The following is a 26,026-nucleotide window of genomic DNA, read 5'->3' as shown; positions in this document are numbered from 1 at the left end:
ATGACGACTCGCACCCTCGCCGTCGTGTCCGCCGGGCTCAGCCAGCCGTCGTCGACGCGCATGCTCGCCGACAAGCTCAGCGACGCCACGGTCGCCGAGCTCGCCGACCAGGGCATCGACACGACCGTCGAGACCTTCGAGCTGCGGGATGTCGCGACCGACATCATGAATCACATGCTCACGGGATTCCCGAGCCCGAAGCTCGAGGCCGTCATCGAGGCCGTGACCGGCGCCGACGGGCTCATCGCCGTCACGCCGATCTTCACGACGAGCTACTCGGGGCTCTTCAAGTCGTTCTTCGACGTGATCGACAGCGCCGCGCTCGCCGACCTGCCCGTCGTGATCGGGGCGACGGCCGGCACGCCGCGGCACTCGCTCGCGCTCGACTACGCGCTCCGGCCGATGTTCACCTACCTGCACGCGATCGTCGCGCCGACCGGCGTGTTCGCGGCGACGGGCGACTGGGGCGAATCCGCCGACAGCGTGAAGACGCTGCCGGCGCGCATCGACCGGGCCTCCGGCGAGCTCGCCGCGCTCGTCGCGGCGAGCGACCGTTCGGCGAACGTGCGCGACCCGTTCGCCCTCGACCGGCCCTTCGGTCACCTCATCGGGGGCCTCACGGGGGAGTGAGGCCGTCGCCGGGGTCGCCTGGACGGGCGACCCCGGCGCCAGGCCGTGCGCGGCGTGCATCGAGGAGCGCGATCGTGCGGTCGACGAGGAGTCCGAGTGCGATCGCGACCGGAACGGAGACCGCGATCGCGACGAGCGGCGAGTCGCGCAGGACGCTGCCGACGATCGCGCCGATCGCGACGTTGTACGACGCCCACGCGATGCCGGCCGCGGCCGACAACGGAAGGTAGCGCCGGAGCGGCACCCGGCCGGCGCCGGCCGCGAGGTTCACCGCGATGCGTGCGAAGGGCACGTAGCGCGCGGTGAAGACGAGCAGCGCGGTCCTCCTGTGCACGGCCGTTCGGATCCGTTCGATCGCGGCGCCGATGCGGCCCGTGCGCTGCCAGCGCCACCGGTCGAGGCCGACGCGTCGACCGATCAGGTAGCAGAGTCCGTCGCCGACGACCGCGCCGGCGGCGGCCACGGGAACGACCTGCCACAGGGCTGGGGAGCCGGTCGTCGCCGACAGGGCGCCGAGCGCGACGACGAGGGTCTCGCTCGGCAGCACCACGAGGAACGCATCGCCGACCACGAGCGCGAAGAGCGCGGGCAGGAGCCAGGGTGAGGCGGCGAGCGAGACGAGCCATGCGTCATCCACCTGCTCGTTCTAGCCGATGGAGGTGAACGGCAGGAGACGGCGGTCCGCACCGCAGGGGATCGCCCCCTGCGGTGGGGACGAGCTCAACGGGTCTGCGCGCGACGGCGGGCGGCGACGAGCGCGGCGGCGCCGAGGAGCGCGAGGAGGGCCGCCCCGGCGATCGGCCGACCGAGCTCGATGCCCGTGGAAGCCAACGAGCCGCCCGTCGCGGGGGAGGCGGGCGTGGAAGCCGGCGGCGTCGACGAACCCGGCGGCGTCGGCGGAGTCGACGGAGTCGGCGGCACGAGGGCGACCGGGTTGTCCAGCGACACGGACACCGTCGTGCGGTCGCCGATCACGAGTCGCGCCGAACCCCCATCGGCGACGATGCCGTCGCCCGAGAATCGAGGGGTCCCGTAGTCCACTCCGCTGATCGCCTCGGGAACTGCCTCGCCGAGCGTCACGACGGTGCCGGTCGGCAGGCCGTCGATGCCCTGCGGCACTCCGGGAGAGAGTTCGAGGGTTCCGGTGACCGGCTCGTCGCCGCGAAGGTACGCGTACGTCACGGCGTAGACCGTGCCATCGGGAACCACGGCGGCTCCATCGCCCGAGAGCGTCTTGGTCACGGTGAATCCGCCGATCCTGCCGGTGCCGCCTCCCTCGCCGCCCGCGGTGACGAACTCGACCGGCCAGGTCGTGAACTGCTCTCCGGACGCCGTGATGGTGTTGCCGAAGAGATCGCCTTGGCGGGCATCCGCCGGCAGGGTGGTGCGGTACCGCAGCACGTAGTCGCGGTCGGCGGTCGTCACGGGCTCGTTGAACGTGAGCTCGAAGGAGTGCGTGGCAGGCGAGTCGACGAGCGTGTACGTCTCGGGACCCGTGCCCGCCACGACGTCGTGGACCTTCCACGCAGCCCATTCCGAGGCCAGGACCCAGCCGGCGGTGAGGCTCGAGGGGTCGAAGCCCATGCGTGCGTCGTAGACGTCGTCGAGCACGACGGGGGTGTCGCCGGCGAGCACGGCCGCGGGGATGACGACCTGCCAGGTGATCGAGGTGCCGTCGTCGTTCAGCCAGCCCCACTTCTGCGGTGAGGTCGGTGCGGTGCCGGGCTCGCCGTCGCCCTCGACGATCCCGCCGCCCGGGATCGGAACCCGGATCTCGATGCCGGTGCCGGTGGTGAAGACGTATGCGTCGTCGTCGGTCGCTTCCGAGGAACGCGCGAAGAAGTGCAGCGAACCCTGCACGTCGTCGTGCGTCTCGACGTAGTCGCCGAGGGTGCAGACGATGCTCGACTCGGTGACGACGCAGTCGCCGACGGTGGCTCCCGCCGAGTCGCGGAGCACGAAGTCCGCCGAGTAGGCGTGCACGGGGCTCGGGAAGTCGAGGCGGAAGGTGTCGCCCTCGACCGCGCCCGCCGGCGCTGCCCAGGTCGCTTCGACGGCGTAGCGCTGCCGGACCCCGATCGGGGCGTCGGCGTCGATCGAGACGCTCGTGATGGCGTCGAGTTCGGTCGCCTGTGCCGCCGTCGGCATGGCGACGATCATCGCGAACGAGGCGAGCGCCGTGGCGACGGTCGCCGCGATCGCTCGGAATCCTCGAGGTGTTCGGGTGGGTGTGTGCGCAATCGGGTGCACGGTGGATCAGCTCCTTCGGGTGGAAGCGGAGGAGCTGTCGGTGCAGCCCTCCACCCGAAGAGACGGTCGAGGCACGGAACGATGATGCGCGGCGAATGATCCTCACGTGATTCTCAGGAACCCGGGGGGAGTCGAACGTGTGGCGGTGTTCGGGCGCGCCGAACGCCCACAAGGGCGATCCTGCAGTGCAGGGCCGCCTGCGGATGTCTCGCGGCGCGCGTCAGTCGTCGAGCACGAAGGTCACCTCGAGCGTGACCGACCAGCCGGAGACCCGGCCGTCGCTCACTTCGACCTTCTGCTCCTTGACCCAGGCCCCGGTGACGTTGCGCAGGGTCTCGGACGCCCGTGCGACGCCTGAGGCGACGGCGTCGTCGAACCCCTTCTCGGAACGGACGGTGATGGTGGTGACACGTGCGACGGAAGCCATTGCATTCCCCCTCGAATGATGTGCGTGCGTACGAGACCCATCTTGCGCCCCGGACGAGCGGAAAGCGAGGCTCCCGCCGGGCCGCCGCGGCGCGGTCTCTCGACGCCACGGCGAACGGCAGTCGACCAGTCGATGAATCCTCGGTTCGGCGGGTCGATTCCGGCCGATCACCGCCCGAGCACCCCTCACGCTGGAGTCGTGAAGGTCGTCCTCCTCGCAGAATCGTTCCTCCCGCACATGAACGGCGTGACGCACTCGCTGCTGCAGACGCTGCGCCACCTCGAGCGGCGGGGGCACGACGCCCTCGTGATCGCCCCGCGGTCGGGGCCGATCGATCACACGCTCTACGGCGCCCGCGCCGTGCTGCTTCCGTCGGTGCCGCTGCCGAGCTACCCCGACGTGCGCGTGACGCTTGCGGGCGCGCACCGCCTCGCCGAGGTGATGCGCGCGCACGATGCCGACGTGGTGCATCTCGCCTCGCCCTTCGTGCTCGGCTGGCGCGGCGTGCTCGCCGCCGAGTCGCTCGGCATCCCGAGCGTCGCGGTCTACCAGACCGACATCCCCTCCTACGCCGAGCGCTACGGCGTGCCGGGCGCGGCGCCCGCGCTCACCCGCCACCTCGGGCGCCTGCACCGACGGGCGACGCTGACGCTCGCGCCGTCGTCGTCGGCGGTCGAGCGGCTCGAGTCCCTCGGCGTCGACCGGCTGCGGCTCTGGCGCCGCGGCGTCGACACCGAGCGGTTCTCGCCCGACCGGCGCGACGATGCGTGGCGCCGAGCGCTCGCGCCGAACGGCGAGGTGCTCGTCGGCTACGTCGGCCGCCTCGCGCCCGAGAAGCAGGTCGAGGACCTCCACGCGATCTCCACGCTGTCGGGCGTGCGGCTGGTCGTGATCGGCGACGGCCCGTCGCGTGCGCAGCTCGAACGCCTGCTGCCCGATGCCCGCTTCACCGGGTTCCTCGGCGGCGACGAGCTCGCACGGGCGATGGCGAGCCTCGACGTCTTCGTGCACCCCGGCGAGAGCGAGACGTTCTGCCAGACCGTGCAGGAGGCGATGGCGAGCGGCGTGCCGGTCGTGGCGACCGGGCGCGGCGGCCCGGTCGACCTCGTGCAGAACAGCGCGAACGGCTGGCTCTACCGGCCCGGAGACCTCGACGACCTGCGCGATCGCGTGCGAGACCTCGCCGGTGACGGCGCGAAACGCCGCGCCTTCGGCGAACGCGCACGAGACTCCGTTGCCGGCCGAGGGTGGGACCGCCTCGGCGACGAGCTCATCGGCCACTACGAGGCGGCGATGGGGCGGGCCACCGTCACGACGGCGGATGCCGCGGCGTCACCGCCTCCCGGTCGTGCCTCGAACGCGGCATCCGCACCCCATGCTCCGACTCGGCGACGCTGGAGACGCTACGTCGCCATCGGTGATTCGCTGACCGAGGGGCTCTGCGACACCTCGCGCGTGCCCGCGGGGGAGTACCGCGGCTGGGCCGACCGGCTCGCGATGCTCCTCGCCGTCACGGGCTCGGCGAACGAACCCGTCGCCTACGCGAACCTCGCGGTGCGCAGCCGCAAGGTGCGCGATGCCGTCGAGGTGCAGCTGCCGCAGGCCGCCGAGCTCGGCGCCGATCTCGTCTCGGTGCTGATCGGGGCCAACGACCTCGTGGGCCGCCGAGCCGATCCCGAGGGGCTCGCACGCGACCTCGGCCAGGCCGTCTCACGGCTGCGGTCGACCGGGTGCGATGTGCTGCTCGTGACGCCGTTCCTGCCGCGCCGGCCGGTGACCCGGTTCTACGCGCGCCGCTTCCGGGCCTACAACGCCCGGCTGCGCGAACTTGCCGGGGCCACGGGGTCGATGCTCCTCGATGTCGACGCCCACCCCGATCTCGTCGACGACGAGCGATGGGCTGAGGACCGCGTGCACCTGAACGCGGCCGGGCATCGCGGCATCGCGTACGCCGCAGCGCGCGTGCTCGGGGTGCGGGACGCGAGCGTGCTCGGTGAACTCGACCGCGCCGTGCACGAGCAGGAGGAGGAGTTCGCCCGCACCGCGGTGGGGGACGCCGAATGGCTCCTGCGGCACGCGGTGCCGTGGGTCAGGCGCCGGCTCGCCGGTCGTGCGGCAGGCGACGGCCGGGTGCCGAAGCGCGCGCAGCTGCTGCCTGTCATCGTGCCGGCGACGGAGCGAACCTCACGGACAGCGCCGGTCGCCGCGGCCCAGCGGGCCGTGCGAGGGGAGTGACTCCCGATCAGCCGCTCTTGCGGCGGAACTCGCGCTTGTGGTCGGCCGGGCCCTGCGTGTGCTGTGCGCCGCCGCCGCCATCGAGGTGGGATTCGCCCGAACGCTTCTTCGCCGCGCTGTTCTTGCGATCGAGGGCCTCGCGGAACTTGCGCTTCGCCTCGTCGGACGGGCCCTGGTTGGTCTGCTCGTCGGAACTCATGCGTTCGAGTCTGTCACGGATGCCTCGCGCTCGCGCACGCCGGGGCGGCCCCGGGCGGGCACCCGCCACGCGACATCCGCTGTTCACCGGCCGAAAACGGACGCTCTGCTAGCATTGGGGGAGGTTGCCCGTGCTTTTCGCGCGGGCGATCGGTTGGAGCAGGCCGGCAGGAAGCTGGTCCCCTGTGGTGGATTACCAAACCCCGGGTTTGGTGGACTTCTACTGGTGGCCAGCGTGAACGCGTCGACCGACGCGATTCGTATTGCCTGTTCCTGCTCCTCTGGATGAGTCGCGCCCACACGGGGTGCGACGGTAAACAAAGGAGACGACCTCTTGGAAGGTCCTGAAATCACGTTCGCCGAAGCCGTCATCGACAATGGCAAGTTCGGCACCCGTACCATCCGCTTCGAGACCGGACGACTCGCGCAGCAGGCGCAGGGTTCCGCTGCGGCCTACATCGACGAAGAGACCATGCTGCTCTCGGCGACCTCGGTCTCCAAGCAGCCGAAGGAGCACTTCGACTTCTTCCCGCTCACGATCGACGTCGAAGAGCGCATGTACGCAGCGGGCCGCATCCCGGGCTCGTTCTTCCGCCGCGAGGGCCGCCCCTCGACCGAGGCGATCCTCACCTGCCGTCTGATCGACCGCCCCCTGCGCCCCTCGTTCGTCGAGGGCCTCCGCAACGAGGTGCAGGTCGTCGTCACCGTGCTCGCCATCGAGCCCGACGAGTTCTACGACGTGCTCGCCATCAACGCCGCGTCGCTCTCGACGCAGCTCTCCGGCCTCCCGTTCTCGGGCCCGGTCGGCGGCGTGCGCGTCGCCCTCATCGACGGCCAGTGGGTCGCGTTCCCGAAGTACTCGCAGATCGAAGAGGCCGTGTTCAGCATGGTCGTCGCCGGTCGCGTGGTCACCGAGGCCGACGGCTCGCAGGACGTCGCGATCATGATGATCGAGGCCGAGGCGACCGACAACGCCTGGAACCTCATCCAGGCCGGTGGCGTCAAGCCCGACGAGGCCGTCATCGCGCAGGGCATCGAGGCATCGAAGCCCTTCATCAAGCAGCTCGTCGAGGCGCAGCAGACGGTTGCCAAGACCGCCGCCAAGCCCACCGCCGACTACCCGACGTTCCCGCCCTACCAGGCTGAGACGAAGGCCGTCGTCGAGGCGATCGCGCTCGAGGAGCTCAAGGGCATCTACCAGATCGCCGAGAAGGTCGCCCGTCAGGACGCCGACGACGCGCTCAAGTCGCGCGTCAAGGAGCAGGTCGCAGCCAAGGTCGAGGCCGGCGAGCTCCCCGAGTCCGCCAACGCCGAGGTCTCCGCCGCGTACAAGTCGGTCACGAAGCACGTCGTGCGCTCGCGCGTCCTCGAAGAGGGTGTGCGCATCGACGGCCGCGGGCTCGCCGACATCCGCCCGCTCGACGCAGAGGTGCAGGTCGTTCCCCGTGTTCACGGCTCGGCCATCTTCCAGCGCGGTGAGACCCAGATCCTCGGCGTCACGACGCTGAACATGCTGAAGCTCGAGCAGTCGATCGACTCGCTGAGCCCGGTCACCAAGAAGCGCTACATGCACAACTACAACTTCCCGCCCTACTCGACCGGTGAGACCGGTCGCGTCGGGTCGCCGAAGCGTCGCGAGATCGGGCACGGCGCACTCGCCGAGCGCGCGCTCGTGCCCGTGCTGCCGACGCGCGAGGAGTTCCCCTACGCGATCCGCCAGGTGTCCGAGGCGCTCGGCTCCAACGGTTCGACGTCGATGGGCTCCGTCTGCGCCTCGACCCTCGCGCTCCTGAACGCGGGCGTGCCGCTGCGCGCACCCGTCGCCGGCATCGCGATGGGCCTCATCTCCGACACCGTGAACGGCGAGACCCGCTACGCGGCCCTCACCGACATCCTCGGCGCCGAAGACGCCCTCGGCGACATGGACTTCAAGGTCGCCGGCACGTCGGAGTTCGTCACAGCGATCCAGCTCGACACGAAGCTCGACGGCATCCCCGCCTCGGTGCTCGCCGGCGCGCTGACGCAGGCGAAGGACGCCCGCACGACGATCCTCGCCGTGCTGAACGCCGCCATCGACGGCCCCGACGAGATGGCCCCGACCGCGCCCCGCGTGATCTCGGTGCAGATCCCCGTCGACAAGATCGGCGAGCTGATCGGCCCGAAGGGCAAGACGATCAACGCGATCCAGGACGAGACCGGCGCCGACATCTCCATCGAGGAGGACGGCACCGTCTACATCGGCGCGACCGACGGCCCCTCGGCCGAGGCCGCCCGCGCCCAGGTCAACGCGATCGCCAACCCGACGAACCCCGAGGTCGGCGAGCAGTTCCTCGGAACCGTCGTCAAGATCGCGGCGTTCGGCGCGTTCGTCTCGCTGCTCCCGGGTAAAGACGGTCTGCTGCACATCAGCGAGGTGCGCAAGCTCGCCGGTGGCAAGCGCGTCGAGAACGTCGAAGACGTGCTCGGCGTCGGTCAGAAGATCCTCGTCGAGATCACGAAGATCGACGACCGCGGCAAGCTGTCGCTCGCCCCGGTGCTGGCTGAAGATGCCGACACCGAAGGTCGCGAGACCGCCGGCACGCACGCCGAGGAGCCCGCAGAGGGCGCCGACGCGTAAGTCGCAGTCAACACAGCGGATGCCCCGCCCGATTCGTTCGGGCGGGGCATCCGTCGTTTCGGCTGACGAGAGGTGCGAGTCGATGCTCGACTCACATGGGCAGGAAGCCGGCGCTGCGGTGGAGTGCGTCGCGCTCGGCGAGCGCTGCTTCTGCGGTGGCCCGTGCATCGATGCGGCGTTGCAGCCGGTCGCGATCGTTGCGTCGCGCCGCGCGCTGCAGGCCCCAGCTCGCAAGGCTGAGACCGCTGCGCACCGCCCAGCCGGAGAGGAGTCCGGAATCAGGTGAGAGCAGGGTGGTCATCGTTCCTCCTTCGGTGACGTGTCGTTGTTCGGAGAGGTGTCGTGCTTCGAGGTGTCGCCGGTCGGTTCCCCGCGCACGAGCGGGAAGGCGTTGACATGCAGCTGCACGGGCCGGGAGCCGGTCGACGGTGTGCGCTTGTAGGCCGTGACGTACTTCGCGATCGCCGCGTCGATGTCGGCGACGAGGCCGCTCAGCTGCTCGGGCGTCAGGCGCAGGTTGATGGTGTCGCTCGTCGCGACGTCAAGCCACGCGTCGTCGAACACGTGCTCGCCCTCGCTGAGGAACTCGCGGAAGTTCTGTTCGCGCTTGCGGAACCACTCGTCTTCGACGAGCTTGACCGCGAGACGGTCGGCGCTGCCCGGCGGCAGCGAGCGGGCATCGGGAATCGCGATCGACCCCGGCGTGCGCTCCCACCACCGCTCGCGGCCCTTGCCTCGCGTGGTGTCTTCGCGCACGAGCCCGGCGCCTTCGAGCTGCCGCAGGTGGTAGCTCGTCGAGCCGCTCGACTCGCCGAGTCGTTCGCCGAGCCCGCTCGCGGTGAGCGGGCCGTACGCCGAGAGCTCGTCGTAGATGCGAACGCGAAGCGGATGCGCGAGCGACTTGAGGCTCGCCGACGGCAGCACGTGATCGATGCCGGGGTGGCGGGTGCTGCTCGGCTGGGCCGTGATGTCGTCGGGGTTCGTGGTAGCCATGTTGCAAAGATACCGCTGCAAAGGAATCTTTGCAAGGATTTGTTTGCAACGAGTTCTCTGCAACTCTTCGGTGCCCGCGGAACCGCTCGTCGGTGGGGGATCGAAGCGGGCTCAGCCGGGCGCCGGCCGAGTGAGTCGGGCGAGGGTCGCATCGGCGAGTCGCTCGGCGCTGCCCGGCGCGAGACCGAGGTAGAGCATCGGTTCGATGAGCTCCAACTCCAGCACGGCGAGCCGCCCCTCGAGTCGCACGACGTCGACGCGTGCGTACAGCAGGTCGAACGGGAGGCGCGCGAGCATCGACTGCACCTCCGCGAGGTCCGACGGGTCGACGGTGGCTCGCTCCACGGTGCCGCCGTAGATGCCGTGCGCCCGGAAGTCGCCGGTGGCCGGACGCTTTCGCAGCACGTGACTCGACTCGTCGCCGAGGAAGACGAACGAGAGTTCGCCCTCGTCGAGGATCGCCGGTGCGAACGGCTGCACCATGATCTCGGTCTCGGGCGGGATGGCGTCGAGTGCCTGCTGGAGGGATGCGGCGTCGGAGCGCACGACGCCCGACCCGCCCACGCCGACCGCGGGCTTCAGCACCAGTTCGTGCCAGCCCGCCTCGGCGACCGCCTCGTGGAGCCGCGCTCCGGCGGACGGCGTCCCGCGCACGAGCGGCACGATGGGCACGCCGAAGCGGTCGAGGTCGTCGAGGTAGTGCTTGTCGGCGTTCCAGCGCACGGCCGCAGCGGAATTGAGGAGTGCGGCACTCGACCGCTCGATGGCCGTGACCACGTCGAGGAACTGCGGCAGTCGATCGACGTAGTCCCACGTGCTCCGGATCACGACTGCGTCGTACGCGTCCCAGTCGACACCAGCACTGCTCCATGCCACGGGTTCGGCGTCGACGCCGAGCCCGGCGAAGGCGTCGAGGAGCCGCCGGTCGTCGTCGAACAGCGACTCCACATCGGGGATCTCCCAGGTCACGAAGTCGGGGAGCCGTTCGCAGCGGAGCACGGCGATGCGCTTCGGCGTCGCATGCGACATCGGACCCATGCCGGTCATGGCGCCAGACTATGACACCGGAGCGTTCGATCGCCGTGCGCGCCGCGTCGCAGCTCGGAATCAGGCGGGCGGTGCCGTGCTGCCCCGCACCACGAGCGACGCCGCGACGGTGGTCGGAGCGGGGGGCGTCGAGTCGGGGTCGACGATGACCTCGATCAGGTGGTCGACGGCGAGCCGACCGATCTCCTCGAAGGGCTGGGCCACCGTGGTGAGCGCCGGGCTGCAGTACGCGGCGAGGGCGATGTCGTCGACGCCGATGACCGAGACGTCGTCGGGCACGCGTCTGCCCTGCTCGTGCAGGGCTCTGATGACGCCGAAGGCCATCTCGTCGCTCGAGGCGAAGACCGAGGTGACTTCGGGCATGCGGGCGAGGAGGAGTCCGGCCTGATATCCCGATTCGGGCGACCAGTCGCCGCGGAGGATCGGCGGAACGTCTCGGCCGGCCGCCTGAAGTGCCGCGCGCCATCCGGACTCGCGCTCGCCGGCCTCGACCCACTCGCCGGGCCCGGCCAGGTGCCAGACGGTGTCGTGGCCGAGGGAGAGCAGGTGCTCGGTCGCGAGGCGCCCGACCGAGGTCTGGTCGACCGCGACGACCTGGGTCGACGCCGACCTCGATCCGTCGATGGTGACCGTGGGGATGCGTCGGCTGATCTCCTCGGTGGCGTCGCTGCCGACGAGGAGCGGCACGACGAGCACGATGCCCTCGACGGCCTGTTCGGCGAGGCGGGACATCGCCTCGGCGATGGCTTCGGGGGAGAGCGAGGTCGTGGTGGCCATGCTGACGGCGTAGCCGGCGGCGCGCGCCGCGCGCTCCATGCTGTAGCTGATCACGGCGCTCGAGTAGTTGAGCGTCGGCATGCTCACGACGCCGATCGTTCGGCTGCGCCCGGAGGAGAGCATGCTCGCGGCGGCATTGCGCCGGTAGCCGAGTTGGGCGACCGCCTCCTCGACCTTCGCGCGGGTGAGGGCGGTGACGTTCGGGTGGTTGCTGAGCGCGCGCGAGACGGTCTGCTTCGAGACCCCTGCGAGCGCCGCGACGTCGGCCATGTCGGGGGCCCGGCCGGCAGAGGATCTCGGTGTGCTGCTCATGGTCGCTCCATCGGGGCGTCGATGCGGCATGGACCCTCCATCCGCGGTGATGTTACCGATCATACCCATTGGACACGATTCGGTGGGGATGTCGCAACTTCCCCTCTGCCACTGGGAATTCCCGTTGTTGAGATCGGTAACAATCTGTGTAATGCTGTCCGACGACGGCCCCTCGGCCAGCACCTCTGCATTCACATTCAAGGGAGATTCAGTGAAGAAGACAGCACTTCGCTCGGCCGGTCTGGCCGGAGCGGTCGCGGTTGGCCTTGCGCTCACGGCCTGCTCGAGCGGTGGCGGCGCGACTGCCGACGGCCCCGTCGAGATCGACTTCTGGGGCTGGGCCCCGGGCTACGCCGACGCGGTCTCGGCGTACAACGCCTCCCAGGACGAGGTGAAGGTCAACTACGAAGAAGTGGCCCCCGGTGCGAAGGGCGGCTACGAGAAGATGCTCAACGCCGTGACCGCCGGCAACGCGCCCTGCCTCGGACAGGTCGGCTACGAGACGCTCACGAGCTTCGCCGCACAGGGCGCGCTCGAAGACGTCTCCGACGTCGCCGCCGATGACGAGGGCGACTTCAGCGCGGCCACCTGGTCGGCGATGAGCGTCGGCGACGCCGTCTACGGCGTGCCCGTCGACCAGGGCCCGATGGCCCTCTTCTACAACACCGAGGTCTTCGACTCCCTCGGGCTCGCCGTGCCCACCACCTGGGACGAGTACCAGGCCGCTGCGCAGAAGATCCACGCGGCCGACCCGTCGAAGTACATCTCGGCGACCTACCTCAACTACGACTACGCCGGGTTCGACTGGCAGGCTCAGGCGCCGTGGTTCGGCGTCGACGGCGACTCGTGGAAGGTGTCGATCGATTCGCCCGAGGGCGAGCAGGTCTCCTCCTACTGGCAGGGCATGGTCGACGAGGGACTGCTGAGCCCCGCGCCCATGTGGGACCAGTCCTGGTACACCGGGCTCGGTGACGGCAGCATCGCCACGCACGTCGGCGCGGTCTGGATCGCCGGAATCCTCAAGGGCAGCGCCCCCGACGGCGCAGGCAAGTGGGCCGTCGCGCCGATGCCGCAGTGGAACGCCGGCGACGAGGTCACCGGCAACGTCGGCGGCTCCGGCACGGCCGTGCTGAAGGGCTGCGAGAACCCCGAGGCCGCGTGGGACTTCGCGCACTTCATGAGCACCGACGCCGACACGTTCTCGGCGCTCATCGAATCGGCCGGCTTCTACCCGGCGGCGACCGAGCTGCTCTCCCTCCCGGTGCTCAGCGAAGGCGACGACTACTTCGGCGGCCAGAACATCTACGAGGTGTTCACCGAGTCCTCCGAGCACGTCGCCGACGGCTGGGTCTGGGGTCCAAACATGCCTGAGACGGTCGGGTTCCTCGACGACGGGTTGAGCGCTGCATGGGCCGGCACCGGCACGATCGCCGACGCGCTCGCGACCACCCAGCAGAAGACGGTCGACGCGCTCGAGGCGCAGGGCCTCTCGGTCTCCGAGTAGGGTCCGTTTCCCGCGGCCGAGTGCCGCGGACCAACGGATGGCGGGCCGAGCATCGGCCCGCCATCCGTCACCCGACGCACGCACGACAAGGAGCGACATGACCACGGTCACCACGAACGGAGCAAGCGCACGCGTGCGCATATGGCGCACGCCATGGCTGTTCCTCACCCCGTTCCTCGTGCTCTTCGCGGCGATGTACCTCGCTCCGATCGCCTTCGCGTTCATCCAGAGCCTCTTCACGCTCCAACGCGACGGCCTCGGGCTCACCGCGCCGACGCTCACCTTCGATCCCTTCGCCAACTACGCGCGGGTCTTCACCGACGACGAGTTCCTCGCCTCGCTCGGGCGCGTGCTGCTGTTCGGCATCGTGCAGGTGCCCGTCATGCTCGGCCTCGCGCTCTTCATCGCCCTGCTCATCGATTCGAAGTCGGCTCGCGGCCGCGGCTTCTTCCGCCTCGGCAGCTTCCTGCCGTTCGCGGTGCCCGGCGTGGTCGCCGCGGTGATGTGGTCGTTCCTCTACTCGCCGGTCACGAGCCCGATCAACGGGTTCCTCGAGTCCGCGTTCGGGTTCAGCATCCCGTTCTTCAGCGATGGCCTGGCCCTCTGGTCGGTGGCCAATGTCGTGACCTGGTGCTGGACCGGCTACAACATGCTCATCATCTACTCGGCGCTGCAGACCATCCCGGCCGAGACCCTCGAGGCGGCGAAGATCGACGGCGCCTCGTCGTGGCGCACCGCCTGGAGCATCAAGATCCCGATGGTGCGCCCGGCGCTCATCCTCACGACGGTCTTCTCGATCATCGGCTCCGCGCAGCTCTTCAACGAGCCCACCGTGCTGAAGTCCATCTCGGGCGGAGCCATCACGTCGACCTACACGCCGCTCATGGCCGCGCAGTCCCAGGTCGCGGCGCAGAACTACCCGTATGCCGCGGCGGAGTCGGTCGTGCTCGCCCTGCTCGTCGGCGTCACCTCGTTCGTCTTCTTCAAGATCACCGGAAGGGGAGATCGTTGACCCCGACCCTCGCCTCTGCCACGCGGCCCCGTGGCCAGCGCGACACCACGCCCGCGAGCCGCTTCGGCGTCATGGCCGTGCTGCTCCTCGCGGCGTTCTACTTCCTCATGCCGATCTGGTGGCTGATCGTCGCCGCCACGAAGCCGGCCGGGCACCAGTTCAGCGGCAGCGGCCTCTGGTTCGACGGATTCGGCCTCGTCGAGAACATCGCCCTCGTCTTCGATGTGAACGACGGCATCTTCGGCACGTGGATGCTGAACAGCATCTTCTACTCGGGCACCGCCGCCCTCATCGGCACGATCATCTCGGCGATGGCCGGCTACGCGATCGCGAAGTACGCCTTCCGCGGCCGGGGCGTCGTGTTCGGCGTCATCCTCGCCGCAGTGCTGATCCCGAAGGTCATGTTCACGCTGCCGCTCTTCCTCATGTTCAACCAGATCGGCCTCCTGAACACCCCGCTCGCGATGCTGCTGCCCTCGATCGTGAGCCCGTTCGGCGTCTACCTCGCGAGCGTGTTCGCCGCGCAGTCGGTGCCCGACGAGCTGATCGAGGCGGGCCGGCTCGACGGGGCGGGCGAGTTCCGCATCTTCCGCTCGGTCTCGATGCGCATCATGACTCCGGCTCTCGTGACGATCTTCCTGTTCCAGTTCGTCGAGGTCTGGAACAACTACCTCCTTCCGGCGATGGTGCTGAACGACAGCTCCCTGCAGCCGGTCGTCGTCGGGCTCGTCGGCTGGTCGGCCTCCAACGGCAACGTGCCTGCGGGCACCGTGGTCGTCGGCGCCTTCCTCTCGATCATCCCGCTCGTCATCGCCTTCCTCTCCCTGCAGCGCTTCTGGCGCGCGGGCCTCACCGCCGGAGCCATCAAGTGACCCGCCCCGCTCCATCCACGATCACCGCGCCGATCCTCGCCTTCCGCGACGGCGAGCTGCTCCGGGACGGTGCGCCGCACCGGGTGCTGAGCGGATCCGTCCACTATTTCCGGGTGCACCCCGAGCTCTGGCGCGACCGTCTCGAGCGCCTCGCCGCACTCGGCCTCAACACGGTCGACACCTATATCGCGTGGAACTTCCACCAGCGCCGCCCGGGCGATGCCGACTTCAGCGGATGGCGCGACGTCGAGCGCTTCATCGCACTGGCCGGCGAGCTCGGCTTCGACGTGATCGTGCGACCGGGCCCGTACATCTGCGCCGAGTGGGACAACGGGGGCCTCCCGTCGTGGCTGACCGGCGTGCCGGGTCTCCGGCCGCGCTCGAGCGACGACCGCTACATGACCGCGGTCGAGGAGTGGTTCGACGAGCTCATCCCGCGGCTGGCCGCGCTGCAGGCGAGCCGCGGCGGCCCGGTCGTGGCGGTGCAGCTCGAGAACGAGTTCGGCAGCTACGGCGACGATGCGGCCTACCTCCGCCGGCTCCGTGACGCGCTCGTCGACCGAGGCATCACCGAGCTGCTCTACACCGCCGACGGACCGACCGAGCTCATGCTCGACGGCGGCACCGTTCCCGGCGTGCTCGCGACGGCGACGTTCGGTTCCCGTGCCCGCGAGGCGTTCGAGCTGCTGCGGTCGCGCCGCGACGGCGAGCCGTTCCTCTGCGCCGAGTACTGGAACGGCTGGTTCGATCATTGGGGCGAGCGCCACCATGTGCGGGAGCCCGGCGGGTCGGTCGGCGTGATCGACGAGATCCTCGAGGTCGGCGGTTCCGTCAGCATCTACATGGCGCACGGCGGCACGAACTTCGGGCTCTGGTCGGGTGCGAACCACGACGGTCGCGTGCTGCAGCCGACGGTCACGAGCTACGACTCCGACGCGCCGGTGAGCGAGCACGGCGCGATCACCGAGAAGGGCCGGATGCTCCGGCAGCGACTCGAGGCGTTCACGGGCGTCGTGCCTCCGGCGATCCCCGAGGAGCGACCCGTGCTCGCGGCCCGGCGCCTGCCGACGGCGGTCGGTGCGGCACTGCTGCCGGCGCTGCGGGCTGCGGGCGGCCACGAGGCATCCGCCGCCGTCGCTCCCGCGAGCTTCGAGGAGCTCGGGCTCGACGCCGGACTCGTGCTCTACGAGGCGATGCCGATCCTGCCGCGCGGCACGAGCACGATCTCGATGCGGGGTCTGCACGACCGCGCCCAGGTCTGGGTCGACGGCCGGTTCGTCGGTGTCGTCGACACGGCGAGTGCGCAGGCCGGTCTCGAGGTCACGGGGCACGGCGAGCGGGCGCGTCTCGAGGTTCTCGTCGAGAACCAGGGTCGCATCAACTACGGGCCCCTGCTCGGCCAGGGCAAGGGCATCCTCGGCGTGGTGCAGGTCGACCGCCGGATCGTGCAGGGCTGGCGGAGCCGGCCGATCGCGCTCGACGAGTGGAGCCGGTCCGAGCTCGAGGCGGCGACGGCCCCGACGATCGCCGGCTCCGACGCCGACGGCGTCGAGCCGGTCGAACCGGGCGCCGCGGGGTTCTTCACCGCGACGTTCGAGGTCGAGTCGGCAGCCGACACCTTCCTCGCGCTGCCCGGCTTCGCGAAGGGCTTCGTCTGGGTCAACGGGTTCCTCCTCGGCCGCTACTGGGAGATCGGACCGCAGGTCACGCTCTACGTGCCGTCGCCGCTGCTGCGCGCCGGCGTCAACACCGTGATCGTGCTCGAACTCGAGCGGAGCGGCGAGGTCCTCGAACTGCGCGAAGCCCCCGAGCTCGGGCCCGAAGAGGAGTACATCGAGTCGTTCGACTGAGCGGTCGGTGCCTCAGCGCTCGAGCAGCGGGGCGAGCCGGTAGGGGATGAGCTCGCCCATCGCGAGCGAGGTCTCGGTGCGCTCGACCCCGTCGATCGCGAGGATCTCGCCGTCGATGCGGAAGAGGTCGTGCGCGTCGCGGCAGACCACCCGCACGAGCAGGTCGATCGACCCCGAGAGCCCGTGCGCCTGGATCACCTCGGGGATGCGGCCGATCTCGTCGACGACGTCGCCGAGCAGCTTCTGGCGCACGTGCACCGAGATGAACGCCTCGATGGGGTAGCCGAGGGGCGCCGGGTCCATGCTGCGCTCGAACGAGAGGAAGGCGCCGGATGCCTCGAGGCGCGCCATGCGCGCCTGCACGGTGTTGCGCGAGAGGCCGAGGCGGTCTGCGAGCGCCACCACGGTCGCCCTCGGGTCGGGGGCGAGCGCCGTCAGCAGCGCCTTGTCGACAGCGTCGTAACCGGTCATAACGCCACACGATAGCAGTCGAACACCCGAGCGAACCGTGCAACATGCTCAGCGCGACTCTGGTTGGTTGAGCTGTGTGCGAGATCGACGTACGCTCTGGGTATCCGGCAGTGCCGCCGGGCGCGGGCAGCCCACGAAGCCAGTCCGCCGACAGCGAGGATCGACGATGACCCCATCAGACCGAGACGCCACCGGCCTCTTGACGAGGCCCGACGACTTCGTGCAGCTCGTGACCCCCACGGGCGAACGCCACGCGAACGCCGAGTTCGACCCGTGGATCGCCGACATCGATCTCGGAGCCCTCGGTCGCCTCTACCGCGACATGGCGATCGTGCGGCGCATCGACTCCGAGGCCACGGCCCTGCAGCGTCAGGGCGAACTCGGGCTCTGGCCGCCGCTGGCCGGCCAGGAGGCCGCGCAGATCGGCGCCGGCCGCGCGCTCCGCGACGACGACTTCATCTTCTCCAGTTATCGCGAGCACGCGCTCGCCTGGGTGCGCGGGGTCGAGCCGGCCGAGCTGCTCTCGGTCTGGCGAGGCACCGCGGCCTCGGGCTGGAACCCGTTCGAGCACGGCATGGCCGTGCCGCAGATCATCATCGGCGCCCAGGCCCTGCACGCCACCGGCTACGCCATGGGTGCGGCCTGGGAGGGCTCGGATGCCGCGGCCATCACGTTCTTCGGCGACGGCGCCACGAGCGAGGGCGATGTCAACGAGGCGCTCGTCTTCGCGGCGAGCTTCGACGCCCCGGTCGTCTTCTTCTGCCAGAACAACCAGTGGGCGATCTCCGAGCCCGTCGGCCTGCAGTCGAAGCAGCACCTCGCCCGCCGGGCCGACGGCTTCGGCATGCCGGGCGTGCGCGTCGACGGCAACGACGTGCTCGCCGTGCTCGCGGCCACCCGCATCGCACTCGACCGCGCCCGCCGCGGCGAAGGCCCGACGTTCATCGAGGCGGTCACGTATCGCATGGGCCCGCACACGACGGCCGACGACCCCAAGCGCTATCGCACCGACGACGAGCTCGCCGAGTGGCGCGAGCGCGACCCGCTCGCACGGGTGCTCGCGCTGCTCGAGGCGTCCGGTGTCGACGTCGCCGGCCTCGAGCGCGAGGTGGCGGCCGACGCCGATCGCGCGGCGGCCGAGCTGCGCGCCGCGATCACGACGATCGCCGACCCCGCGCCGCTGACGGTCTTCGACCACGTCTACGCCGAGCCCAACAGCCACGTCGAGCGCCAGCGCGAGCACTACACGCGCTACCTCGCGATGTTCGAGGACGCATCGACGGAGCACAGCACGGATGCCGCGGCATCCGAGACCGCCGAAGGAGGCGCACGATGACCACGCTCACCCTCGCGAAGGCCCTCAACGCCGGACTCCGCCGCGCGCTCGCCGACGACGACAAGGTCGTGCTCATGGGCGAGGACATCGGCACGCTCGGCGGCGTGTTCCGCGTCACCGACGGGCTGAAGGCCGAGTTCGGGGCGAAGCGGGTCGTCGACACGCCTTTGTCGGAGGCCGGCATCGTCGGCACCGCCGTCGGGCTCGCGTACCGCGGATTCCGGCCCGTCATCGAGATCCAGTTCGACGGCTTCATCTACCCGGGGTTCGACCAGATCGTCGCGCAGGTCGCCAAGCTGCACTACCGCTCGCGCGGCAACGTCCGCATGCCGATCACGATCCGCGTGCCGTTCGGCGGCGGCATCGGCGCGGCCGAGCATCACTCCGAGTCGCCCGAGGCGTACTTCGCGCACACGGCCGGCCTTCGGGTCGTGGCGTGCTCGAACCCGGCCGACGCGTACCTGATGGTGCGACAGGCGATCGCGAGCGACGACCCGGTGCTGTTCTTCGAGCCGAAGCGGCGCTACCACGTGAAGGGCGAGGTCGACGAGACGGCCAGCCTCGCCGACGCCCGGCCCATGGGAGTGGCGACGACCGTGACGACCGGCAGCGACGTGACCCTCGTGACCTACGGCGCGCTCGTGCAGACCGCGCGCGACGTCGCGACCGCGGCCGCCGAAGACGGGGTGTCGATCGAGGTGATCGACCTGCGCTCGCTCGCACCCGTCGACTACGCGACCGTCGAGGCGTCCGTGCGACGCACCGGCCGGCTCGTGATCACCCACGAGGCGGGTCAGCAGGGCGGGGTGGGCGCGGAGCTGGCCGCCTCGATCACCGAGCGCTGCTTCGAGTTCCTCGAGGCCGCACCCGTGCGCGTCACCGGGCACGACATCCCCTACCCGCCCGCGAAGCTCGAACGGCACCACCTGCCCGACCTCGACCGCATCCTCGACGGGATCGACCGCGTGCTCGGCCGACCGAACTCGCTGAGCGGGGTGGAGGCGTGAGCATGATCCGAGACTTCCCGCTGCCCGATCTCGGCGAGGGACTCACCGAGTCCGAGCTCGTCGCCTGGCGCGTCTCCGTCGGCGATCGCGTCGAGCTGAACCAGATCATCGCCGACGTCGAGACCGCGAAGGCCGTCGTCGAGCTGCCGTCGCCGTACGCGGGCGTCATCACGGCGCTGCATGCGGCCGAGGGGGAGACGATCGACGTCGGCGCCCCGCTCTTCTCCTGCGACACCGGCGAACCGGATGCCGCGAGCCCGACGCCGGCCACGGGCGCCGCGTCGCCCGCCCCGGCCGCCCCGGCGGCGCCGGCCTCGTCGAGTGCCGGCGCAGACGTCGTCGCCGAGGCCGCACCCGGGCCGAACCTCGTCGGCTACGGCGCCGCGGCCGAGACCGGCCCGAAGCGACGTGCGCGCCGCTCGGCGCTCGTCGCCGACCTCGTGCCCGCGGTGCCCGAGTCGACGGCCGACGCGACCGCCGCAGAGGCTGCTCCTGCGCCCGCCGCATCGGCGCGCACCGAACGTCCGCGATCGACGCCGCCCGTGCGCAAGCTCGCCCGCGATCTCGGGCTCGACCTCGAGGCGATCGACGGCAGCGGCGAGCGCGGCCTGATCACCCGCGACGATGTCGAGCGCGCGGCATCCGCTCTCGCGATGCCGGTGCCCGACGACGTGTCGTCGCTGGTCGCCGGAGCGCCGGTCGCGGCCGGCGCAGCGCCCGCCGAGACGCGGATCCCGATCAAGGGGGTGCGCAAGCACACTGCCGCGGCGATGGTGCGAAGCGCGTTCACCGCGCCGCATGTGACCGAGTTCCTGACCGTCGACGTGACGGCCACGATGGAGCTGCTCCGCGGGTTGCGCGACGATCGCGCGTTCGCGGGCCGCAAGGTGACGCCGCTCACGGTCGTCGCCAAGGCCGTGTGCATCGCCGCCCGTCGCACGCCCGAGGTCAACTCGCGGTGGGACGAGGAGGCGCAGGAGATCGTGCGGTTCGGCGGCGTGAACCTCGGCATCGCGGCCGCGACCGAGCGCGGTCTCGTCGTGCCGAACGTGAAGGGCGCCGAGCGGATGACCCTGATCGAACTGGCCGACGCGATCGCCGCGCTCGCCGAGACCGCGCGTGCCGGGCGCACGAGCCCCGCCGACCTCTCGGGCGGCACGATCTCGATCACGAACATCGGGGTCTTCGGCATCGACGCGGGCACGCCGATCCTGAACCCCGGGGAGGCGGCGATCCTCGCGATGGGCGCGGTGCGCCGTCAGCCCTGGGAGCACCGCGGCGAGATCGCGCTGCGCGAGGTCATGACGCTGTCGTTGTCGTTCGACCACCGGCTGGTGGACGGCGCGCAGGGGTCGAGGTTCCTCGCCGACGTCGGTGCGATCCTTCGGGAGCCGGGTGTCGCATTGACCATGGTGTGAACGCCCCCGCGGCGAGAGGATGGGCGTATGGACGCTCGCACCATCCTCTCGCCCGCGGACACCGCCGGTGACCTCGCCGGCACCGCCTTCACGCACGTCGGCGAGCATCTCGCGGGCGTCTTCCGCACGGCCGACTTCGCGACCGCGGTCCGACTGCTCGACGAGGTCGCCGTCGTCGCCGACGAGCTGAACCACCACCCCGACGTGCGGCTCGGCTGGGGCCGTGTCGAGTTCGAGCTCACCTCGCACGACGTCGGCGGGGTGACCTCGCGAGACGTCGCCCTTGCGAGGCGCATCGGCGAGATCGCCGCCGAGCAGGGCGCCCGACCGGGCAGCTGACGCGTTCCGGCGCGGCCGCACGTCGACGCTGCGGTGAGCCGGCGCACGGCAGCGGGCTCCCGCTCACCGGCCTGAAACGGACACCCCACTTCGATTAGGCTTCTCCGCGAACAGGGGAGGGGCCCGAGTGAAGCTGAAGCTCACCGTGCGGCAGTCGGATGCACCGGAGCGCGACCTGCTCGTGACGATGGACGCGCTCGCGACGATCGGCGACCTCGCCCGGTTCCTCCGCGCGAGCGACCCGAACCGCGTGAGTGACGGGCATCGCGCCGATGCGCCCGCCGACGAGCCGACGCTCCGGGTCACCGCGCCCGGCGCCAGCACCTCGCAACTGGTCAACCCGCTCGCGACGGTGCACGAGTCGCCCCTGCGCTCGGGCTGCACCGTCGACGTCGCCGAGCAGTTCGACCCCGATGCCACCGGACTCCCGCCGCTCGTCGACGTCGAGGTCGTCTCCGGTCCCGATCGAGGGCGCCGATTCTCCCTCGCGGCCGGGGTGAACTACGTCGGTCGCAGCGCCGCCGCGCAGGTGCGGCTCACCGACGAGGGCATCTCCCGCAGTCACGCGACGATCACCGTCGGCGACTCCGTCGTGATCGCCGACCTCAACTCGGCGAACGGCGTCGAGGTCGACGGGCGCCATGTCGACCGGGCGCAGCTCGGCACCCGATCGCTCGTGCGGCTCGGCGGCACCGAGCTGCAGCTGCGCCCGGCGGGTCATCGCCGAGTGCTCGGCGTCACGTCGGCCGTCGAGGCATCCGCTCGTGTCGACTTCGTGCGCTCACCGCGGGTCGAACCCGTCTATGCCGGCCATGAGCTCACCGCCCCCGAGCTGCCCACGGCAGCCGAGAAGCCCCGCTTCCCGATGCTCGCGGTGCTCGCGCCGGTGGTGCTCGGCGCCGTGCTGTTCGTCGTCACCCAGAACCCGATCACGCTCCTCTTCATCGCCCTTTCGCCGATCATCATGCTCGGCACGTGGATCGACGGCGTGGTGCAGGCGCGTCGACGCCGTCGCGACGAGGCGGCGAGGTTCGAGTCCGGTCTCGAGGCCCTCGGGCAGGAGCTCGAAGAGGAGACGCGGATCGAGCGTCGGGCGCGACTGGCCGAGTCGCCGTCGGGCGTGGCCATCGCCGGCGACATCCGCGAGCGCGGGCCGCTGCTGTGGACGCGCAAGGCGGAGCACGTCACCTTCCTCGATGTGCGCTTCGGCACCGGTGCGCTCCCGAGTCGCAGCACCGTCACGCCGCCGACGCGCACCCATGCAGCCGCCGACGAGTGGAACCGGGTCATGCAGGTCATCGACCGGCATCGCACCATCGAGGGCGTGCCCGTCGTCGAGAACCTCGATCGGGCAGGCGCGATCGGCGTCGCCGGCGACAGCCCGTTCGCCCTCGGCGCGGCGCGAGCGCTCATCCTGCAGCTCGCGGCACTGCACTCGCCGGCCGACGTCGTGCTCACGGCGATCGGCGGTCCGGCGTCGGCGCAGGAGTGGGCATGGCTGAAATGGCTGCCGCACGTCGACTCGCCGCACAGCCCGCTCCGCGGGGCGCTGGCCGACGAGTTCGCGTCGGCCGCGTCGCTGCTCGCCGAACTCGAGGAGCTCGTCGGACGCAGGCGCGCGGCGGGTTCCGGGCGCGGTGAGCGCGTGCGCTCGAGACTCACGGATGCCGCCGCCACGAGCCGCGCCGACGACGCCGTCGATCGCGAACCGGCGACCCCGGCCGTCGTCGTGCTCGTGCTCGGCGATGCGCCGGCCGACACGGGACGGCTCGTCGCGCTCGGCGAGGACGGCGCCGACTACGGCGTGCACCTGATCTGGCTCGCTCGCGACGCCAGGGCGCTGCCGGTGGTGTGCCGCACCTTCCTCGACGTCGATGACACCGGCCGCACGACGGTCGGATTCGTGCGCCAGGGCCGCAGCGTCGAACTCGCCGCGACCGAAGCGTTCAGCGCCCGCGAGGCGGGCGAGTTCGCGCGGCTCCTCGCGCCCCTCGAAGACGTCGGCGCCCCCGTGCTCGACGAGTCCGACCTGCCGCGCTCGGTCGCGTTCCTCGACCTCTTCGACGAGGCCGTCGCCGACGACGCCGATGCAGTGCTCGTGCGCTGGGCGAAGAACGACAGCCTCAGGGCGGCGTGGACGCCCGGGGAGCGGCGCGAGCCCGGAGGCATCCGCGCCCTCGTCGGCCAGGGCCCCACCGACCCGTTCTACCTCGATCTGCGCCGCCACGGCCCTCACGCGCTCGTGGGCGGCACGACCGGCTCGGGCAAGTCGGAGTTCCTGCAGACCTGGATCCTCGGCATCGCCACGGAGTACTCGCCCGACCGGGTCACCTTCCTCCTGGTCGACTACAAGGGCGGCGCCGCCTTCGCCGAGTGCGTCGACCTGCCGCACACCGTCGGACTCGTCACCGACCTCAACGCCCACCTCGTGCGCCGCGCGCTCACCTCCCTTCGGGCCGAGCTGAAGCATCGCGAGCAGCTGCTGAACGCCAAGGGCGCCAAAGACCTCGAGACGCTCGAGTCGCGTTCCGATCCGGATGCCCCGCCGGCCCTCGTGATCGTGATCGACGAGTTCGCCGCGCTCGCCGCCGAGGTGCCGGAGTTCGTCGACGGCGTCATCGACGTCGCCCAGCGCGGCCGCTCGCTCGGCCTGCACCTCGTGATGGCGACGCAGCGGCCCGCCGGCGTGATCAAGGACAGCCTCCGCGCCAACACGAACCTGCGCGTCGCGCTCCGGGTCGCCGACGAGGCCGACAGCCTCGACGTGCTCGGCACTGACCGCGCCGCCCACTTCGACCCGGCGACGCCCGGCCGCGCCGCGTCCAAGCTCGGCCCCGGGCGCGTCCACGACTTCCAGACGGCCTTCCTCGGCGGGTGGACGAACGCGGATGCCTCGACCGCGAGCGACATCGAGGCCGCTGAGCTGGTGTTCGGTCGCGGCCAGCGGCTGACGCCCGGGTCCCGTGCCCACACCGACGGTCCGCGGGTCGACGAGCCGCGGGACATCGAGCGGCTCGTGCGCACGATCGGGCGCACCGCGACCGCGAGCCGGCTCGCCGTGCCCCGGCGTCCGTGGCTCGATCAGCTGCTGCCGGTCATCGATCTCGCGAGCATCCCGGTCGTGCGCGACGGCACCGTGGCCGTCGGCCTGCTCGACGAGCCCGAGACGCAGCGACAGGTGCCGCTCGCACTCGACTTCGACCGCACGGGCAACCTCGCGGTGTTCGGCGCCAGCGGCTCGGGCAAGAGCGCGGCGCTGCGCACCGTCGCGATCGCGGCATCGATGGGCGCCGCGCAGCACCCGGTCAGGGTCTACGGCCTCGACTTCGCCGGAGGCGCCCTCGCCAGCCTCGAGTCGCTGCCGACGGTGGGTTCGATCATCGACGGCGGGGACGTCGAGCGCGTGGCCCGACTCATCCGTCACCTCACCGAGCTCGTCGACGTGCGTGCCGCGAAGTTCGCCCGGCATCGCGCCGCCTCGCTCGCCGAGTACCGCGCCCGCTCGGCCGATCTCACCGAACCGCGGGTGATCGTGCTGCTCGACGGCATGAGCGCCTTCCGTGCGGAGCACGAGTTCGGTCAGGGCGGCCGGTTGTTCGACGCGTTCACGCGAATCCTCACGGCGGGCCGGCAGCTCGGCGTGCATGTGGTGGTCTCGGCCGACCGCATCGCCGCGTTCCCCTCGGCGCTGCTCGCCGCGGTGCAGCAGCGGTTGACGCTGCGGCTGGCATCGCCCGCCGACTACTCGATGGCGGGCGTGCCCGACGACGTGCTCGACGACGCCCCGCCCGGGCGGGGCCTGCTCGGCGGACACGAGGTGCAGCTCGGGGTGGTCGGCGGCTCGACCGAGCTCGGCTCCCAGGCCGCGGCGACGGAGCTGCTGGCCGCACGACTGCGGCAGGGCGGCGTGCGGTCGGTCGCCGAGATCGAGCGGCTTCCCGAGCGCATCGACCGTTCGCATCTTCCGGCCACCGTCGACGGACGTCCGGCGGTGGGCATCAGCGACGAGACGCTCGGTCCGGTGGGGATCCCGCTCGACGGCCTGTTCGTCGTCACCGGACCATTCGGCTCGGGGCGCACGACCGCGATGCGCACGATGCTCCAGGCCGTGCGCGAGACGCGGCCCGAACTCACCCCGTACCTCGTGGTCGCACGGCGCTCGGCGCTCATCGATGCGACCGACTGGGCCGAGGCATCCGCCGACGCCGACGAGGCGGAATCGCTCGCGACCCGGCTCGCCGCGGCACTCGAACTGCCGCATGCCGAGCGTGATCGCGACCGACTCATCGTCATCGAGAACGTCGGCGACTTCGAGGGGCTCGGTGCCGAGGTCGCCGTCGCCCGACTGCTGAAGGCGGCCCGTCGCGCGGAGGTGGCGGTGCTCGTCGAAGCCGACACGGTCACGGCGGTCGCGGCATGGCAGATCCACTCCGAGCTCAAGACGGCACGCGCGGGCATCGTGCTGCAGCCCGAGGAGACCGACGGCATCGCGCTGTTCCGGGTGCAGTTCCCGCGGGTCACCCGCGCGGACTTCCCGGTCGGCCGCGGCATCCTCGTCGAGGCCGGTCGGGTCATGCGGGTGCAGCTCGCGATGCCCGACGCGGACACCACGACGGAGCCGTCGACACGTCGCGGGCGACGCACCTCGAGCACGGCGTCGTGACACCCTGTGGAAACGGATTCGCGTCCCCGTTTCGCGTGGATTAGAGTGACCCGAACGAGGGGCACGGA

Annotated in this window: 21 protein-coding genes; 12 read left to right on the top strand and 9 right to left on the bottom strand. The window is 71.0% G+C overall.

What is annotated here, in order from left to right:
• Positions 1 to 630, top strand: a complete 630-nt coding sequence (locus tag BUR99_RS14795; RefSeq protein WP_074261167.1) for an FMN reductase — start codon at positions 1 to 3, stop codon at positions 628 to 630.
• Here the strand turns inward: BUR99_RS14795 and BUR99_RS14790 are convergent.
• The 3 genes from BUR99_RS14790 to BUR99_RS14780 all read right to left on the bottom strand — a co-directional run bounded on the left by BUR99_RS14790 (position 617) and on the right by BUR99_RS14780 (position 3,307).
• Positions 617 to 1,267 carry a DedA family protein gene (locus tag BUR99_RS14790; protein ID WP_074261166.1) on the bottom strand — a complete coding sequence of 217 codons (651 nt, stop codon included), beginning with the start codon at positions 1,265 to 1,267 and terminating at the stop codon, positions 617 to 619. The genes BUR99_RS14795 and BUR99_RS14790 overlap by 14 nt on opposite strands.
• Before the next feature lie 83 nt (positions 1,268 to 1,350).
• The gene (locus BUR99_RS14785) at positions 1,351 to 2,880 is read right to left on the bottom strand and encodes a DUF5979 domain-containing protein (RefSeq protein WP_074261165.1); all 1,530 of its coding nucleotides are present in this window, start codon (positions 2,878 to 2,880) and stop codon (positions 1,351 to 1,353) included.
• Positions 2,881 to 3,100: 220 nt separating this feature from the next.
• Positions 3,101 to 3,307 carry a dodecin family protein gene (locus BUR99_RS14780; protein WP_074261164.1) on the bottom strand — a complete coding sequence of 69 codons (207 nt, stop codon included), beginning with the start codon at positions 3,305 to 3,307 and terminating at the stop codon, positions 3,101 to 3,103.
• Between the two features lie 198 nt (positions 3,308 to 3,505).
• Here BUR99_RS14780 and BUR99_RS14775 point away from each other — a divergent pair, with 198 nt between their 5' ends.
• Positions 3,506 to 5,542, top strand: a complete 2,037-nt coding sequence (locus BUR99_RS14775) for a glycosyltransferase (protein WP_074261163.1) — start codon at positions 3,506 to 3,508, stop codon at positions 5,540 to 5,542.
• A gap of 7 nt (positions 5,543 to 5,549) precedes the next feature.
• Here the strand turns inward: BUR99_RS14775 and BUR99_RS14770 are convergent, their stop codons facing one another.
• A complete protein-coding gene (locus BUR99_RS14770; RefSeq protein WP_074261162.1) occupies positions 5,550 to 5,741 on the bottom strand; it encodes a DUF5302 domain-containing protein in 192 nt (63 codons plus the stop codon).
• 333 nt (positions 5,742 to 6,074) lie between these two features.
• Here BUR99_RS14770 and BUR99_RS14765 point away from each other — a divergent pair, with 333 nt between their 5' ends.
• Positions 6,075 to 8,357, top strand: coding sequence for a polyribonucleotide nucleotidyltransferase (locus tag BUR99_RS14765; protein WP_074261161.1), 2,283 nt, complete (start codon positions 6,075 to 6,077; stop codon positions 8,355 to 8,357).
• Positions 8,358 to 8,448: 91 nt separating this feature from the next.
• Here BUR99_RS14765 and BUR99_RS14760 read toward each other — a convergent pair whose 3' ends face one another.
• The 4 genes from BUR99_RS14760 to BUR99_RS14745 all read right to left on the bottom strand — a co-directional run bounded on the left by BUR99_RS14760 (position 8,449) and on the right by BUR99_RS14745 (position 11,486).
• A complete protein-coding gene (locus BUR99_RS14760; protein ID WP_056013695.1) occupies positions 8,449 to 8,658 on the bottom strand; it encodes a hypothetical protein in 210 nt (69 codons plus the stop codon).
• On the bottom strand, positions 8,655 to 9,350 hold the full coding sequence (locus tag BUR99_RS14755; RefSeq protein WP_074261160.1) for an ArsR/SmtB family transcription factor: 696 nt from the start codon (positions 9,348 to 9,350) through the stop codon (positions 8,655 to 8,657). Before BUR99_RS14755 ends, BUR99_RS14760 begins: the two co-directional genes overlap by 4 nt.
• Positions 9,351 to 9,461: 111 nt before the next feature.
• Positions 9,462 to 10,397 carry an ATP-grasp domain-containing protein gene (locus tag BUR99_RS14750; protein WP_084184045.1) on the bottom strand — a complete coding sequence of 312 codons (936 nt, stop codon included), beginning with the start codon at positions 10,395 to 10,397 and terminating at the stop codon, positions 9,462 to 9,464.
• Positions 10,398 to 10,457: 60 nt separating this feature from the next.
• Complete coding sequence (locus BUR99_RS14745; protein ID WP_234980874.1) at positions 10,458 to 11,486, bottom strand: LacI family DNA-binding transcriptional regulator; 1,029 nt, start codon at positions 11,484 to 11,486, stop codon at positions 10,458 to 10,460.
• Positions 11,487 to 11,697: 211 nt separating this feature from the next.
• On the opposite strand from BUR99_RS14745, the gene BUR99_RS14740 reads away from it, so the two are divergent.
• From BUR99_RS14740 to BUR99_RS14725, 4 genes are all read left to right on the top strand, one after another.
• Positions 11,698 to 12,990 carry an ABC transporter substrate-binding protein gene (locus BUR99_RS14740; RefSeq protein WP_074261588.1) on the top strand — a complete coding sequence of 431 codons (1,293 nt, stop codon included), beginning with the start codon at positions 11,698 to 11,700 and terminating at the stop codon, positions 12,988 to 12,990.
• A 97-nt stretch (positions 12,991 to 13,087) separates the two neighbouring features.
• Positions 13,088 to 14,002 carry a carbohydrate ABC transporter permease gene (locus tag BUR99_RS14735; RefSeq protein ID WP_074261159.1) on the top strand — a complete coding sequence of 305 codons (915 nt, stop codon included), beginning with the start codon at positions 13,088 to 13,090 and terminating at the stop codon, positions 14,000 to 14,002.
• A complete protein-coding gene (locus BUR99_RS20080) occupies positions 13,999 to 14,874 on the top strand; it encodes a carbohydrate ABC transporter permease (RefSeq protein WP_074261158.1) in 876 nt (291 codons plus the stop codon). The genes BUR99_RS14735 and BUR99_RS20080 overlap by 4 nt, the downstream gene beginning before the upstream one ends.
• A complete protein-coding gene (locus BUR99_RS14725; protein ID WP_234980873.1) occupies positions 14,871 to 16,724 on the top strand; it encodes a glycoside hydrolase family 35 protein in 1,854 nt (617 codons plus the stop codon). Before BUR99_RS20080 ends, BUR99_RS14725 begins: the two co-directional genes overlap by 4 nt.
• A gap of 12 nt (positions 16,725 to 16,736) precedes the next feature.
• On the opposite strand, the gene BUR99_RS14720 is transcribed toward BUR99_RS14725, so the two are convergent.
• Entirely contained in the window at positions 16,737 to 17,195 is a 459-nt protein-coding gene (locus tag BUR99_RS14720) for an Lrp/AsnC family transcriptional regulator (protein WP_074261157.1), read from the bottom strand.
• A 166-nt stretch (positions 17,196 to 17,361) separates the two neighbouring features.
• On the opposite strand from BUR99_RS14720, the gene pdhA reads away from it, so the two are divergent.
• The 5 genes from pdhA to BUR99_RS14695 all read left to right on the top strand — a co-directional run bounded on the left by pdhA (position 17,362) and on the right by BUR99_RS14695 (position 25,958).
• Positions 17,362 to 18,531 carry a pyruvate dehydrogenase (acetyl-transferring) E1 component subunit alpha gene (gene pdhA, locus BUR99_RS14715; protein ID WP_074261156.1) on the top strand — a complete coding sequence of 390 codons (1,170 nt, stop codon included), beginning with the start codon at positions 17,362 to 17,364 and terminating at the stop codon, positions 18,529 to 18,531.
• On the top strand, positions 18,528 to 19,538 hold the full coding sequence (locus BUR99_RS14710; RefSeq protein WP_074261155.1) for an alpha-ketoacid dehydrogenase subunit beta: 1,011 nt from the start codon (positions 18,528 to 18,530) through the stop codon (positions 19,536 to 19,538). Before pdhA ends, BUR99_RS14710 begins: the two co-directional genes overlap by 4 nt.
• A 2-nt stretch (positions 19,539 to 19,540) precedes the next feature.
• Positions 19,541 to 20,956 carry a dihydrolipoamide acetyltransferase family protein gene (locus tag BUR99_RS14705; RefSeq protein ID WP_074261154.1) on the top strand — a complete coding sequence of 472 codons (1,416 nt, stop codon included), beginning with the start codon at positions 19,541 to 19,543 and terminating at the stop codon, positions 20,954 to 20,956.
• 27 nt (positions 20,957 to 20,983) lie between these two features.
• The gene (locus tag BUR99_RS14700) at positions 20,984 to 21,295 is read left to right on the top strand and encodes a 4a-hydroxytetrahydrobiopterin dehydratase (protein ID WP_074261153.1); all 312 of its coding nucleotides are present in this window, start codon (positions 20,984 to 20,986) and stop codon (positions 21,293 to 21,295) included.
• 127 nt (positions 21,296 to 21,422) lie between these two features.
• The gene (locus tag BUR99_RS14695; RefSeq protein WP_074261152.1) at positions 21,423 to 25,958 is read left to right on the top strand and encodes an FtsK/SpoIIIE domain-containing protein; all 4,536 of its coding nucleotides are present in this window, start codon (positions 21,423 to 21,425) and stop codon (positions 25,956 to 25,958) included.
• The last annotated feature ends 68 nt before the right edge of the window (positions 25,959 to 26,026 follow it).

The sequence above is a fragment of the Agromyces cerinus subsp. cerinus genome (assembly GCF_900142065.1).
In the GTDB taxonomy this organism is placed as follows: domain Bacteria; phylum Actinomycetota; class Actinomycetes; order Actinomycetales; family Microbacteriaceae; genus Agromyces; species Agromyces cerinus.
This window is presented reverse-complemented; position numbering and strand designations above follow the sequence as displayed.